This window comes from Salinicola socius, assembly GCF_001937195.1.
GTDB lineage: Bacteria > Pseudomonadota > Gammaproteobacteria > Pseudomonadales > Halomonadaceae > Salinicola > Salinicola socius.
Map to the genome: position 1 here is coordinate 1 of NZ_MSDO01000010.1, position 12,964 is coordinate 12,964.

The 12,964-nt window shown below is 61.1% G+C and carries 15 protein-coding genes; 11 read left to right on the forward strand and 4 right to left on the reverse strand.

Annotated features, from left to right (window positions below; translation table 11 throughout):
* Positions 1 to 319 precede the first annotated feature (319 nt).
* The 11 genes from atpD (at position 320) to adhP (ending at position 8,674) form a co-directional block, all read left to right on the forward strand.
* Complete coding sequence (gene atpD, locus BTW07_RS08540; protein WP_075569759.1) at positions 320 to 1,789, forward strand: F0F1 ATP synthase subunit beta; 1,470 nt, start codon at positions 320 to 322, stop codon at positions 1,787 to 1,789.
* The gene (locus BTW07_RS08545) at positions 1,770 to 2,174 is read left to right on the forward strand and encodes a F0F1 ATP synthase subunit epsilon (RefSeq protein WP_083941692.1); all 405 of its coding nucleotides are present in this window, start codon (positions 1,770 to 1,772) and stop codon (positions 2,172 to 2,174) included. The genes atpD and BTW07_RS08545 overlap by 20 nt, the downstream gene beginning before the upstream one ends.
* Complete coding sequence (locus tag BTW07_RS08550; RefSeq protein ID WP_075569760.1) at positions 2,171 to 2,518, forward strand: AtpZ/AtpI family protein; 348 nt, start codon at positions 2,171 to 2,173, stop codon at positions 2,516 to 2,518. Before BTW07_RS08545 ends, BTW07_RS08550 begins: the two co-directional genes overlap by 4 nt.
* Positions 2,511 to 2,846, forward strand: a complete 336-nt coding sequence (locus BTW07_RS08555; protein ID WP_075569761.1) for an ATP synthase subunit I — start codon at positions 2,511 to 2,513, stop codon at positions 2,844 to 2,846. The genes BTW07_RS08550 and BTW07_RS08555 overlap by 8 nt, the downstream gene beginning before the upstream one ends.
* The gene (locus BTW07_RS08560; RefSeq protein ID WP_075569762.1) at positions 2,837 to 3,538 is read left to right on the forward strand and encodes a F0F1 ATP synthase subunit A; all 702 of its coding nucleotides are present in this window, start codon (positions 2,837 to 2,839) and stop codon (positions 3,536 to 3,538) included. Before BTW07_RS08555 ends, BTW07_RS08560 begins: the two co-directional genes overlap by 10 nt.
* Before the next feature lie 45 nt (positions 3,539 to 3,583).
* Positions 3,584 to 3,874, forward strand: coding sequence for a F0F1 ATP synthase subunit C (locus BTW07_RS08565; protein WP_075569763.1), 291 nt, complete (start codon positions 3,584 to 3,586; stop codon positions 3,872 to 3,874).
* Between the two features lie 3 nt (positions 3,875 to 3,877).
* Positions 3,878 to 4,657, forward strand: a complete 780-nt coding sequence (locus BTW07_RS08570) for a F0F1 ATP synthase subunit delta (protein WP_075569764.1) — start codon at positions 3,878 to 3,880, stop codon at positions 4,655 to 4,657.
* Positions 4,654 to 6,252: an alternate F1F0 ATPase, F1 subunit alpha gene (locus BTW07_RS08575; protein ID WP_075569765.1), complete on the forward strand. Its 1,599-nt coding sequence runs from the start codon at positions 4,654 to 4,656 to the stop codon at positions 6,250 to 6,252. Before BTW07_RS08570 ends, BTW07_RS08575 begins: the two co-directional genes overlap by 4 nt.
* 52 nt (positions 6,253 to 6,304) lie before the next feature.
* Positions 6,305 to 7,222 (forward strand): F0F1 ATP synthase subunit gamma, encoded by a 918-nt coding sequence (locus tag BTW07_RS08580; protein WP_075569766.1) that lies wholly within the window; start codon positions 6,305 to 6,307, stop codon positions 7,220 to 7,222.
* A 112-nt stretch (positions 7,223 to 7,334) separates the two neighbouring features.
* Positions 7,335 to 7,559 carry a hypothetical protein gene (locus BTW07_RS08585; protein ID WP_075569767.1) on the forward strand — a complete coding sequence of 75 codons (225 nt, stop codon included), beginning with the start codon at positions 7,335 to 7,337 and terminating at the stop codon, positions 7,557 to 7,559.
* A gap of 68 nt (positions 7,560 to 7,627) precedes the next feature.
* Positions 7,628 to 8,674 carry an alcohol dehydrogenase AdhP gene (gene adhP, locus BTW07_RS08590; protein WP_075569768.1) on the forward strand — a complete coding sequence of 349 codons (1,047 nt, stop codon included), beginning with the start codon at positions 7,628 to 7,630 and terminating at the stop codon, positions 8,672 to 8,674.
* A gap of 195 nt (positions 8,675 to 8,869) precedes the next feature.
* On the opposite strand, the gene BTW07_RS08595 is transcribed toward adhP, so the two are convergent.
* From BTW07_RS08595 to BTW07_RS08610, 4 genes are all read right to left on the reverse strand, one after another.
* On the reverse strand, positions 8,870 to 9,601 hold the full coding sequence (locus tag BTW07_RS08595) for a transporter substrate-binding domain-containing protein (RefSeq protein WP_075569769.1): 732 nt from the start codon (positions 9,599 to 9,601) through the stop codon (positions 8,870 to 8,872).
* A 196-nt stretch (positions 9,602 to 9,797) separates the two neighbouring features.
* Positions 9,798 to 11,306 carry a tripartite tricarboxylate transporter permease gene (locus tag BTW07_RS08600; protein ID WP_075569770.1) on the reverse strand — a complete coding sequence of 503 codons (1,509 nt, stop codon included), beginning with the start codon at positions 11,304 to 11,306 and terminating at the stop codon, positions 9,798 to 9,800.
* Positions 11,307 to 11,765 carry a tripartite tricarboxylate transporter TctB family protein gene (locus tag BTW07_RS08605; protein WP_075569771.1) on the reverse strand — a complete coding sequence of 153 codons (459 nt, stop codon included), beginning with the start codon at positions 11,763 to 11,765 and terminating at the stop codon, positions 11,307 to 11,309.
* Positions 11,762 to 12,751, reverse strand: a complete 990-nt coding sequence (locus BTW07_RS08610) for a Bug family tripartite tricarboxylate transporter substrate binding protein (protein WP_075569772.1) — start codon at positions 12,749 to 12,751, stop codon at positions 11,762 to 11,764. Before BTW07_RS08610 ends, BTW07_RS08605 begins: the two co-directional genes overlap by 4 nt.
* Positions 12,752 to 12,964 lie beyond the last annotated feature (213 nt).

Sequence of the window (12,964 nt, forward strand, 5' to 3'; positions counted from 1 at the left end):
AACACAGGGCTGAAGCGCCCACATTCTGTTCGATGGCGTACATAACGAGAGCCAATAGTGGACCCCCAGAGTCGGTTATGCGATCCCCCTGTGCTCCAAGCATGGGGTAGTGCCGAAAAAGGTTGATCCAGGTCAATCAGGTGAACAGGGGCGCAACTCTCTAAAAGTAGAAGCCCAGATCCCCGCTGGGAACTCTTGTGTTCGCTAGCGCACGGTGGATATCTCTGCCTACAGGCATGATGACCATTGCTCATGATCTGGCATGCATAAGCATCACCTGTTCGGGGTGGATGAGCGACAACTGACAGGAGGGCCCGGAATGACAGCGTCTGAATCTGGTCCCAAGTCCGACGTGGGCAATCTTGGCACCATCGTCACCGTCCGTGGCAGCGTCATCGACATTCGCTTCGACGGGACACTACCGCCGGTCAATAGCCTACTGCATGCGGGCGACGGTGATCGGGTCACTATCGAGGTGCTGGCTCAACGCGATGAGCGCCACGTTCGAGGAATCGCCCTTACCCCGACCCAAGGCCTGTCGCGTGGGATGCCTGTGAAGGACAGCGGTGGACCGCTGAAGGCACCGGTTGGCAAACCCATACTGTCGCGCATGTTCGATGTTTTCGGTAACACCGTCGATCGCGGCCCACCGCTGGAAGGCGTGGAATGGCGTTCGGTACATAACGAGCCGCCCCCCTTGATTCGCCGCTCGATCCGCTCCGAGGTATTCGAGACCGGCATCAAGGCGATTGATGTACTCACACCGTTGGAGCATGGCGGCAAGGCGGGACTGTTCGGCGGCGCCGGCGTGGGCAAAACGGTACTGCTGACCGAAATGATTCATAACATGATCGGCCATCAACAGGGCGTCAGTATCTTCTGCGGCATTGGCGAACGTTCGCGTGAAGGCGAAGAGCTGTACCGCGAAATGAAGGCTGCCGGGGTACTGCCCAACATGGTGATGATCTTCGCGCAGATGAACGAGCCACCCGGCGCACGCTTTCGCGTAGGACACGCAGCGTTGACCATGGCCGAGTACTTCCGGGATGACGAGCATCGCGACGTACTACTGCTGATCGACAATATCTTCCGTTTCATTCAGGCCGGTTCCGAAGTTTCAGGACTGATGGGGCAGATGCCATCGCGCCTTGGGTATCAACCGACCATGGGGACCGAACTGGCAGCGCTGGAAGAGCGTATCGCCAACACCGACAACGGCGCCATTACTTCGCTTCAGGCGGTCTATGTACCCGCGGACGACTTTACCGACCCTGCCGCCGTACACACCTTTTCGCATCTGTCGGCATCCATCGTGCTATCGCGCAAACGCGCCAGCGAAGGGCTGTTCCCGGCCATCGACCCGCTGCAATCCAGCTCGAAGATGATCACCCCGGGCATCGTCGGCGAATATCACTATCGGATAGCGCAAGCCATTCGGCGCACGCTGGCACAGTATGCCGAGCTGAAGGACATCATTGCCATGCTCGGGCTGGAGCAGTTGTCGCCCGAGGACCGCAAGGTCGTGGCGCGAGCACGCCGCCTGGAACGCTTTCTCACCCAACCGTTCTTCACCACCGAACAGTTCACCAACCTGACCGGCAAGCTGGTCAGTCTGGAAGACGCGCTGGACGGTTGCGAGCGCATTCTCGCTGACGAATTCAAGGACTTACCCGAGAGCGCGCTCTACATGATCGGCGCGATTGGCGAGGCCCGAATAAAAGCTCAATCCAGCGCCGAGGCAGAAGAGCGACCGTCCGAGGAGACCACGCATGCCGATGATGACGCTTAAGGTGCTGCTGCCCTTCGAGGTTTTCGTCAACGAAGCTTGCGTCTCGCGCATTGTGGTCGAGACGGTACACGGTTCATTTGGCCTGCTGCCACAGCGGCTGGACTGTGTCGCTGCACTGGTACCGGGCATCCTGGTTTTCACCGACGACGAGCAGTGTGAAGCGTTCGTGGCACTGGATGCCGGCGTACTGGTCAAGACCGGTCTCGACGTGACGATTTCCGTGCGACAAGCGCTACGTGGCAATGACCTGGCTTGCCTGCACGAAGCCGTGACAGAGCAGTTCATGACCCAGGATGCGCAGGAAGCGTCCATGCGGGCAGCAATGGCCAGGCTGGAAACCGGATTCATGCAGCGGTTCGCATCGCTGCAGGATCGCTCGCCATGAGTCAGGACCCCAAGCGCCAATCTCCGGATTCAAGGCCAGCCGAACCGACCCTGGCGCGGCAGGTTGGCGTCAAGGCGGCGCGTAAGCTCAAGGCACGCCGCAACGGCACGCCGAAGGTCTGGTTCGGGCTCGGCATGATGGGCCTGATCGGCTGGTCGGTGGTGGTACCCACACTGCTGGGGGCCGGACTCGGCCTTTGGCTCGATCAACGCTACCCCGGCGGTCGTTCACTGACGCTGGCACTACTGATGGCCGGGCTGACCGTTGGCTGCCTGAACGCATGGTATTGGGTCTCTCAGGAGGACCGGGCAATGCATCAAGAACAGGAGGACGACGATGCCTGACAATATCAGCTGGATACTGGGCGGTGCAGCGGCGCTGATCGCCGGCTTCACACTGGGAACGATTTTCTTCGGAGGTCTCTGGTGGACCGTGCAGCGTGGTGCCGTATCAAAGCGCCCGGCACGGTGGTTCTTCGGCAGCCTGTTTCTGCGCACGGGGATCGTACTCGCGGGCTTCTATCTCATTGGAACAGGACAGCCCTTGCGTCTGGGCCTGTGCCTGCTGAGCTTTCTGTTGGCGCGCGCGTTCATCCTGCGTGTGACACGCGGCCTGCCTGCCACCATTGTGCCAGGCATGGCGCACACGACGGGAAGACCACCATGCGCCTGACCCCCGATGCCTGGATCTTCTGGCAGTACGGCTTTATCTCGCTGAACGCCACCATCGTGTTCACCTGGGTGCTGATGGCGGTACTCGTTCTGGGCGGCGCGTTGATCACACGCCGCCTGACCACCAGTCACGAACGTTCGCGCTGGCAGAATCTGCTGGAGATCGTGGTTACCACGATCATGAGTCAGATCAAGGATGTCGGTCTGAAGAACCCTCACCACTACCTCGCTTTCCTCGGCACCCTGTTTCTATTCGTCGCCATCGCGGCGCTGGCCACCGTCCTTCCCGGCTACGAGCCACCGACCGCGTCGCTGTCGACGACAGCGGCACTTGCCCTGAGCGTGCTGGTCGCCGTACCGCTGTTTGGCATCTCCAGTCAGGGGCTAATGGGCTATCTGAAATCCTACCTTCAACCCACACCCATCATGCTGCCCTTCAACCTGATCAGCGAAGTCTCACGCACCATGGCGCTGGCCGTGCGCCTGTTCGGCAACATGATGAGTGGCGCCATGATCATCGCCATTCTGTTGTCCATTACGCCTTTTTTCTTTCCCATTGTGATGACGCTACTGGGTCTACTCACCGGCATGGTGCAGGCCTACATCTTCACCATTCTGGCAGCGGTTTACATCGCTGCGGCCACACGCAGCAGCAAGGCGGTCAAGGTCCCCTCTCCGGCGCCAGCCGCATGAATCAAAGCCCTATCTCCCATCGACCCTCACACGAAGGCACACTTTATGGACGCTCTCACCTGGATCGCCGTCGCTTCCATCATCATGGCTGGCGTGACCACGGGCTTCGGCACAATGGGACCGGCTCTCGCCGAGGGCCGTGCAGTAGCCGTTGCACTTACCTCGCTGGCGCAACAGCCCGATGCATCCGCGACCATTACCCGCACGCTATTCGTCGGCCTGGCGATGATCGAGTCCACCGCAATTTATTGTTTCGTGGTGTCGATGATTCTCATTTTTGCCAATCCATTCTGGAATGCCGCACTGGCTGCGGTCAGTCAGGCATCGGGCCAATAGATCATGCTAATCGACTGGTTCACCGTCGGCGCACAGCTGCTGAACTTCATTGTTCTGGTGTGGTTGATGAAGCGATTTTTGTATCAGCCCGTGCTGAATGCCATCGCTGCGCGTGAGCAGAAAATTGCGGCAACGCTGGCGGACGCCGCCACGACCGAGGCGGAAGCGCGCAGGCAGCAACGGGAATTCGAACAAAAGAACCAGGCCTTCGAACAACAGCGCGCAGACCTGCTGCAGCAAGCCACGAAGGCGGCAACGGCCGAAGGCGAACGTCTACGCGCCGAGGCAGCCCGGGTCGCCGACAAGGCAAGCGCCATGCGCGCCAAAGCCTTGGCGACCGACACCGAACACCTGCATGCCGAGATCGTCCGTCGCACCCAGCAGCAGGTATTCGCTATCGCACGCCAGGTGCTGGATGACCTTGCAGGTGCCAGTCTGGAGCAACGGGTCTGCGAGGTATTCGTCCAGCGGCTGCAGGCCGCCGATGACGAGGCACTGTCTGCGCTTGGCAAGGCACTCAGGGACACCTCAGAGGCGACTCCCGCCCTGTTGCGCAGTGCTTTCGAGCTCCCTGCCGCACAACAAACGGCGATCCAGGCCGCAATGGACGAGACGGCCGGACAGACCATAGCGCTAAAGTTCGAGACAGAGCCTGATCTCGTTGCCGGCATCGAAATCAGTGCTCAAGGGCAGAAACTGGCCTGGAGTATCGAGGACTACCTGAGTGCCTTGTCCTCGGCCCCTCACACGGCGCACGAGTCCGATGCGACGGTGGCAGCATGATCACCGCAACACCCGATAGCCCTGACCTGCAATCCGTCCTTGATGGCGCGTTCGTAGACATCCAGCAACGCCTGCAGGCCTTCAGACCGCAACTACGGCTACGCGAAGTGGGCACGATCACCAGTGTTTCCACCGGTATCGTGCGTGTTCACGGCTTGCGGCAAGTCAGCTCCGAGGAGCTACTGGCATTTCCCGGCGGCCTCTTCGGTATCGCCTTCAATCTCAATGAAGACAGCATCGATGTCGTACTGCTGGGAGACTACGCGCATCTTCATGCCGGCCAGGAAGTTCAGCGCACCGGCCGGGTAATGGACGTGGCCGTAGGCGACGCCTTGCTGGGCCGGATGATCGACCCGCTCGGGCGACCGTTGGACGGCCGGGGGCCGGTAGTGACCCATCAGCGTCTGCCTATCGAACGACCTGCAACGCCCATCATGGATCGAGCGCCAGTCACGGAGCCACTACAGACCGGGTTGAAGGTCATGGACGCATTGATTCCCATCGGCCGGGGGCAGCGTGAACTGATCCTGGGCGACCGCCAGACAGGCAAAACGGCGATCGCCCTCGATACCATCTTCAACCAGCGCGGCAGGAACGTGCTTTGCGTCTATTGCGCCATTGGACAACGCGCATCTGCAGTCGCCGGGGCGGTCGCCAACCTGCACGAAAAGGATGCGCTTGCCTATACCGTGGTCGTGGTCGCCGAGGGCAACGAAGCGCCAGGCCTGGCCTACATCGCGCCCTATGTCGCCACCAGTATCGCCGAGCACTTCATGGAACAGGGCCGCGACGTGCTGATCGTCTACGACGATCTGACCCACCACGCCCGCGCCTACCGCGAGTTGTCACTGCTACTGCGTCGCCCACCGGGACGAGAGGCCTTTCCCGGTGACATCTTCTACATCCACTCACGCATGCTGGAACGCGCCACCCACCTGACCAAGGAGCGCGGCGGCGGTTCGTTGACCGCCCTGCCGATCATCGAGACCGAGGCGCAGAATATCTCGGCCTACATCCCGACCAACCTGATCTCCATCACCGATGGGCAGATAGTGCTGTCACCGTCACTGTTCGAACTCGGCGTTCTACCCGCCATCGACGTGGGTCAGTCGGTTTCCAGGGTCGGCGGCAAGGCACAGCGCGCGGCCTATCGTGCGGTGGCGGGCGATCTCAAGCTCGCCTATGCCCAGTTCGAGGAGCTGGAATCCTTTGCCCGTTTCGGTGCCCGGCTGGACGAGGATACGCGGCAGTCCATCGATCACGGCAAACGCATCCGCGCCTGTCTGGGCCAGGCCGAATTCTCACCGGTTTCAGTCCCCGCACAGCTCGCCATTCTGCTGGCGCTGAACGCAGCCCTGTTTGATCTCGTACCGCTTGAGCGCATGGCGGCGGCACAGCAGACAGTGGAAAAGATGGCCAATGATCTGCCTGATGACCTGATCGAACGGCTGACCGCGGGCGGCAAGCTGGCCGATACGGATCGTCGGCAGGTCACCGAAGCCGCGCGCGAGGTACTTAAGGCTTTCCTGTCCCAGACAGAGACCCGACCATCTCAAGAGACGGCTGGCCACACTGACACCGACGAAAACTCATGACAATTCAGCTTAAAACCGGCAGTCATCGCAATGCCAATGGAGCTCAACTCTGATGGCCACCACCCTGATTGCCCTGCGCCGGAAAATGGACAGTGCGGGAGACCTCAAGTCCGTGGTCAGTACCATGAAAGCATCCGCAGCATCAGCCATTGGGCAATATGAACGTTCGGTGTCCGCCCTGGCCGATTACGCACACACGGTCGAACTTGGACTCGGCGTGTGCCTGCGCTCAGCCGAGCAACGCAGTGCGCAGTCTCTCGCCTTGCCACCTCCACGCGTCAACACCCGGATGCGGGCCGTGGTCTTCGGCTCCGATCAGGGGCTGGTGGGCCGATTCAACGAGGTAGCGGTCGAACATGCGGTGGCGGCACTGGCGCAGAACGAGTCCAGAGTCTGGGCGGTTGGTGAGCGCACGCACGCACGCCTTATCGATGCCGGCATTGTGCCCGAAGGATGCTTTCCGGTTCCCGGATCGGTGGAACTGATCCCCCGCCTGGTGGGCGACATTCTGCAGGAAGTTCAGGTACCGAATGCCGCAGCGGAAGATGAAGGGCCTATCGCCATCCATGACACGGCACTGACGCTTTTCTACAACCGACCGAATGCTGCCGGCTATACGCCCGTGAGCCAACGCCTGCTGCCGCTGGATGCCCGTTGGCAGCGTGGATTGGTCAACCAGCCATGGCCCACCGCACAGATACCCGAAGTGCTGGACGTGAGCTCGCTGACTCTGCGCGCCTTTATCCGCGAGCATCTGTTCGTCTCGCTGTTTCGAGCCAGCGCCGAGTCCCTTGCCAGTGAAAATGCCAGTCGTCTGGCCGCCATGCAGCGCGCTGATCGCAATATCGGTGAGCTACTACAGGACCTGCACGCCCGTTTCCACCGATTGCGACAGGCCGGCATCGACGAGGAGCTTTTCGACGTGATCTCCGGCTTCGACGCTCTGCAAGACACCCACACCACGCGCTGATAATCCTGCGTGCGCTGTCGTACAGACCGCCTTTTAGAGAAGGAAGAGACTGAGCAGTAGCCACTTACGGCTCAGACGCTGTGACTGGCAACACCCTACACAGGTAATTGCGATGATCCAGTCACATCTCGACGTCTACAGCTACATCGTCAGAGAGCTTCCATCCTTTGAAAACATGCCGGATCAGGCCCCCATCATCCTGAACCCGTCAGCGGACAGCGCCGCAATGAGTGCGCAGGAAATGGCAAATTCCCTGCACACCAGTGACAAGCGACTCCGTCATCTGCCGTTGAACATGCTCTCAAAAGAATGCAAAGCACTTCCAGCGACTGAGTGAATCATCGGGATTCATAAGAACAACCAGGTAACGCTGCCCAAAACATATCTTCACCAAGGAACTAGATCATGACTAAAAAAATGCGAGCAGCCATTGTCGAACAATTCGGCCAGGATCTCGTCGTTCAAAATATCGAAATCCCTGCGCCGGGACCCGGACAGATTCTGGTCAAGACGGAGGCCTGCGGTGTTTGCCACACCGATCTACATGCCGCTCGCGGCGACTGGCCGCTGAAACCCACTCCGCCCTTCATCCCTGGTCACGAAGGCATCGGCATTGTGGTTGCACTGGGGACCGGCGTCAGCGCGGTGAAAGAAGGAGATCGCGTTGGCGTCCCATGGCTCTATTCCGCCTGCGGACACTGCGAGCATTGCTTGGCCGCGTGGGAAACCGTGTGTGGAGAAGCCGAGTTTGGTGGCTATACCAGGAATGGCGGCTTCGCCGAATACATTCTCGCAGACCCCAATTATGTGGCCCATATTCCTGCCGGCCTGTCAGCCACAGAGGCTGCCCCTCTCATCTGCGCCGGTGTCACCACCTACAAGGGCATCAAGGAAACGGATGCGAAGCCCGGTGAGTGGATTGCCATTTCGGGTATTGGCGGTCTCGGTCATCTCGGCGTGCAATACGCCAAGGCACTTGGCTTACATGTTTGTGCGGTCGATATCGACGACAAGAAGCTGGAACATGCTACCCAGCTCGGCGCCGAGGCCGTGGTCAACGCCAAGCAACCAGATGCCGTCGAAGCCGTGATAAAGGCGACCGGCGGCGGCGCACATGGCGTATTGATTACTGCCCCATCGTTGATCGCCTTTAACCAAGGCATCGCCATGACACGCAAACGTGGCACTTGTGTGCTAGTCGGTTTGCCACCCGGTGACTTTCCAACCCCTCTGTTCGATGTTGTCGCTAACTGCATCACCATCCGGGGATCGTTTGTTGGCACACGCCAAGACATGGCCGAGACACTGGCTTTCGCGGCTGAAGGTAAAGTCAGGGCGGATGTCGAATTACAGCCTTTATCCGCCATCAATGACGTCTTTAAACGATTGGAAAATGGAGATGTACCGTCAAGAGTCGTGATCGACTTTTCGAAATCGGCGTCAATGAGTTGATATGGTCTAAAGGGGCTTTGCGGCCCCCATGGCATCACCGGTGGTCTTCGTTCCATTCAGAATGTTGCGCACAGCTATCATTTTTCCTGAAGCCTTGCCGAGAAGAACGCAGACTAATGCCAGCTCTGTATCAATTCATCAAGGTCGACACCACGACTCTATTTGATGTCATTTGTTTCCATGACGGCGTTTAGCTCAATCCGCCGCCTGGGTCTCATCCTGGCCGCTTTCCTTGAGCGCCCGCTTCACCACCCCCTGCTGCTTCATGCGAGCGAGAAAATCTTCGACGTAGCGGATAACGGCGTCCGAAGCCTGCGCCCTGGGCACCGCCATGCACTGCTCGATGGCGGTGAAGCGCCCTGGCAGAACACGATAACCGGGGTTCGACGCGGCATAGGCCGCAAGTGGCTGACGCACACCGGCGGCGGCATCCAGTCGGCTCTCGACGAACAGCTCGATCGCCGCGGCTGAGGTTGCCGCGCGAACCAGACTTGCGTGCTTCAACGCCCGTGTCAGGTAGAGATCGTAAGCCGCCCCCTTGCCCACCGCGATCCGAATGCCATCCTGGTCCAGCTCGTCGACTGCCTGAATCGGCGCGGCTTCCGGCACCAGGTAGGTGCCTTCGATGATCACGTAGGGATCGGTGAAATGGATCTTCTCGGCCCGCACCGGATCACGGGCGAGAAAGCCGATTCGCCAGGCGTCGTCGTCGATCGCGGCGAACACGTCGCCGGCACCCTCGAAGGTGGCGAATTCGATCGCCACGTCGAGCTCCGATGCCAACGCCCGCGCCAGCGCAACCGAGACGCCGGCCGGCCCGCCGTCCTTATCCCGCTGCGCGAGTACGATATTGCCGTAGTTGATGGCGACACGCAGTCGCCCATGCGGTGCCAGCGCTTCGATTACCGCAGACCTGTCATCGCTCATCGGTTGCTCCCAGTGATCAGCATCGCCGCAAGTTGGGCTATCCGGACTATAGCCGGAGTCGTTGCCAGCGCGAGCACTGAATCTCGTGACATCGGCTTTTGAAGGCGTCTCCGACGGCAACACCTCCGGTTCAATGACGACGGCCCCGCCATGGCAGGGCCGTCGAATACTTGCCGCACTATCCTGGGTATCGGTATCAGGAGACCTTGGCCGGCAGAAACTTCGCCTTGAGCTTACCCGCGAACATCGGCACCAGCACTACCAGTGCGGCGGCGATCCACAGCCCGATAGAAAGACCGGACTGGAACAGGATGGCGACGTCGCCACCGCTGATCGACAGCGCCCGGCGCAGGTTCTCTTCCATCAGCCCGCCCAGCACGAAGCCGAGCACCACCGGCGCCAGCGAAAAACCGAACTTGCGCAGCACGTAGCCAAATACGCCGATGGCCAGCATCAGGTAGATCGCCATCAGATCGGAGTGCAGCTGGTAGACGCCGACGAAGGCGAGGATCGCAACGCTCGGCACCAGAATCCAGCGCGGCACCTGCAGCACGCGGGCGAACACGCCGGCCAGCGGCAGGTTCAACAGCAGCAGCATGACGTTGCCGATATAGAGCGACGCGATCAGGCCACCCACCACCACCGGCTGCTCACGGAACATCATCGGACCGGGATTGATGTTGTAGAGCATCAGCGCGCCCAGCAGGATCGCCGTGGTGCCCGAGCCGGGAATGCCCAGCGTCAGCATCGGCACGAAAGAGCCGGCGGCGGAGGCGTTATTGGCCGCCTCCGGCGCCGCCAGGCCGCGCATATCACCGGTGCCGAACGTATTGTCGCGATCACTGATGCGTTTTTCGGTGGTGTAGGCCACGGCGCTGGCGACCGAAGCCCCGGTGCCCGGCAGTACGCCGATGACGAAGCCGATCACGCTGGAACGCAGGATCGCCCACTTGCAGTACATCACTTCGCTCATCTTGACCATGACCCGGCCGATCGGCGCCATTTCGCCGTCCTGGTCATGGCGGAAGGCGTGCTCGAGCATCAGCAGAATCTCGCTGACGGCGAACAGGCCGATGATCATCACCACGAAATCGATGCCGTCGTAGAGCTCGGGCATGTCGAAGGTGAAGCGCAGCACGCCGGTGCCGGAGTCGACGCCGACGGTGGAGATCAGCACCCCGAGCACGGCGCCGATCAGGGTCTTGATCGGATCCTTGCCCATCATCGCGGACATCGAGGCGAAGGCGAAGATCATCAGCGCAAAGAACTCGGCGGGACCGAACTTGACTGCGACGACCGCCAGCAGCGGCGCGAACAGGGTCAGGCCGACGATCGCCACGGTCGCACCGATGAACGAGCTGACCGCCGACAGGCCCAGCGCGGGGCCTGCCAGGCCCTTCTTGGCCAGCGGGTGGCCGTCCAGCGTCGTCATCACCGCGCCGGCATCGCCGGGCACGTTGAGCAGAATGCTCGACATGCGACCGCCGTACTCGGAGCCGGTGTAGATACCGGCCAGCAGGATGAGCGCGGACTCGGCCGGCAGTCCCAGCGTGTAGGCCAGCGGCATCAGAATGGCGATGCCGTTGATCGGCCCGATACCCGGCAGCGCGCCGAACAGCGTGCCCAGCAGCGCGCCCAGGAACGCCAGGCCCAGATTGAGCGGCGTCAGGGCGACGCCGAAGCCCTGGATCAGAAAATCGAACATTCAGTGGCTCCCCAGCAGCGGCTCGATCCAGCTACCGGTCGGCAGCGAGATTCCCAATCCATAGGTGAATAGCAGATAGCTGCCGAGCGCCAGCAGCAGGCCGCCGACGACCGCTTTCACCGGCGTGGCGCCGAACAGCCAGGCGATGACGACACTGACCAGCGCGGTCGTCACCAGGAACCCCAGGTTGATGAACAGCGCCGCGTAGGCGCCGAGTACCGCCATGGTGAAGACCAGACGCAATAGCAGCGCCCCGGTCGGCCACTCGCCGCCGGCGCCGGGCCGAACGAAGAGCACGATGGCCAGAACCGCCAGCAGCGCCGACAGAATCAGCGGCACTGCCTTCGGGCCCACCGGGTCATAGCTGAACGGCACCTGTAGCTGCCAGGCCTGGACGGCGACGAACGCCGCCAGACCGAGCAACAGCAGACTCAGGACGCGGTCGGCGGCGAGTTTCATTGGGTCAGACCCACTTCCTTGGCGAGCGTCTCGAAGTCGCTGACTTGCTGCTTCACATACTGATGGAAGTCGTCACCGAACTTGGACATCGGGAACAGGCCCCGGCCTTCGCGCAGCTTCTTGAAGCTCTCGGTCTCGTTCAGCTCGCGCAGACGGTCGGCCCACTGCTGATAGGCTTCGTCGCTGACGTTCGGGCCCATGTAGTAACCGCGCCAGATCGGCCATTCGACGTCGTAACCCTGCTCCTTGGCGGTGGGGATATCGGCGTAGGGTCCGCCCATGCGCTCTTCGGAGAGTGCCGCCAGAATCCGGATCTCGCCGCTGTCGAGCTGCGGTTTCAGCTCGGCCAGATCACCGGTAAAGACCTGAATGTGTTCGCCCAGCAGTGCTGCCAGCGCTTCACCGCCACCCTCGAAGGAGACGTAGCGCAGCTTGCGCGGATCGACATCGTCGGCCTTGGCCATCAGCGCCGCTTTCATCCAGTCCTGGCTACCGATCGTGCCGCCGGCGCCGATCACCACGCTGGAGGGATCCTTCTTCATCGCCTTCATCAGTTCGTCGAGGTTGTTCCACGGCGCGTCCTTGCGAACCACCACGGCGCCATAGTCGACACCCAGCGCGCCCAGCCAGCGCACGTCATCGACCTTGTGCTTGATGCCGAACTTGCCCAGCGCCAGGTTGAGCGCAGCGCCGGTGCTGGCGGCCACGATCAGGTTGGGATCGTCGTCGCGCACGCCGGTGACATGGTTATAGGCCACGGCACCGATGCCGCCGGGCATGTAGCTGACCATCATCGGCTCATCGATCAGCTTGGCCTCCTGCAGGCCGTTGGCCGCCAGACGGCAGGTCAGATCGTAACCGCCGCCCGGCTTGGCCGGTGCGATACATTCGGGCGGCTTGGCCTGGGCCTGGACGGCGCCGGCCAGCAACGCGCCGCCAGTCACGACGGCGACCAGCCAGCGAGGAATGATTCGAGAGTTTGGCATGCTGTGCGTCTCCTACCTGGGTTGTTATGCTCGCAAACCTCATGGCGGGCACCGGACTTGGGCCGGCTCTGCCTACCGACAGCGCGATGCTAGAGCGCCAACCTTTCATCAACCTGTCATCTAAACCTTTGTCGCATAAGACATTAGTCTCACAAGACATCAGTCGAACAAGACATCAGTCGAACAAGACATTAGTCGCATACGACAAGGGGT

Bases quoted from the DNA above. Each gene is read 5' to 3' on its own strand.
- atpD (WP_075569759.1), top strand. From the start codon at position 320: ATGACAGCGTCTGAATCTGGTCCCAAGTCCGACGTGGGCAATCTTGGC.
- BTW07_RS08545 (WP_083941692.1), top strand. From the start codon at position 1,770: ATGCCGATGATGACGCTTAAGGTGCTGCTGCCCTTCGAGGTTTTCGTC.
- BTW07_RS08550 (WP_075569760.1), top strand. From the start codon at position 2,171: ATGAGTCAGGACCCCAAGCGCCAATCTCCGGATTCAAGGCCAGCCGAA.
- BTW07_RS08555 (WP_075569761.1), top strand. From the start codon at position 2,511: ATGCCTGACAATATCAGCTGGATACTGGGCGGTGCAGCGGCGCTGATC.
- BTW07_RS08560 (WP_075569762.1), top strand. From the start codon at position 2,837: ATGCGCCTGACCCCCGATGCCTGGATCTTCTGGCAGTACGGCTTTATC.
- BTW07_RS08565 (WP_075569763.1), top strand. From the start codon at position 3,584: ATGGACGCTCTCACCTGGATCGCCGTCGCTTCCATCATCATGGCTGGC.
- BTW07_RS08570 (WP_075569764.1), top strand. From the start codon at position 3,878: ATGCTAATCGACTGGTTCACCGTCGGCGCACAGCTGCTGAACTTCATT.
- BTW07_RS08575 (WP_075569765.1), top strand. From the start codon at position 4,654: ATGATCACCGCAACACCCGATAGCCCTGACCTGCAATCCGTCCTTGAT.
- BTW07_RS08580 (WP_075569766.1), top strand. From the start codon at position 6,305: ATGGCCACCACCCTGATTGCCCTGCGCCGGAAAATGGACAGTGCGGGA.
- BTW07_RS08585 (WP_075569767.1), top strand. From the start codon at position 7,335: ATGATCCAGTCACATCTCGACGTCTACAGCTACATCGTCAGAGAGCTT.
- adhP (WP_075569768.1), top strand. From the start codon at position 7,628: ATGACTAAAAAAATGCGAGCAGCCATTGTCGAACAATTCGGCCAGGAT.
- BTW07_RS08595 (WP_075569769.1), bottom strand. From the start codon at position 9,601: ATGAGCGATGACAGGTCTGCGGTAATCGAAGCGCTGGCACCGCATGGG.
- BTW07_RS08600 (WP_075569770.1), bottom strand. From the start codon at position 11,306: ATGTTCGATTTTCTGATCCAGGGCTTCGGCGTCGCCCTGACGCCGCTC.
- BTW07_RS08605 (WP_075569771.1), bottom strand. From the start codon at position 11,765: ATGAAACTCGCCGCCGACCGCGTCCTGAGTCTGCTGTTGCTCGGTCTG.
- BTW07_RS08610 (WP_075569772.1), bottom strand. From the start codon at position 12,751: ATGCCAAACTCTCGAATCATTCCTCGCTGGCTGGTCGCCGTCGTGACT.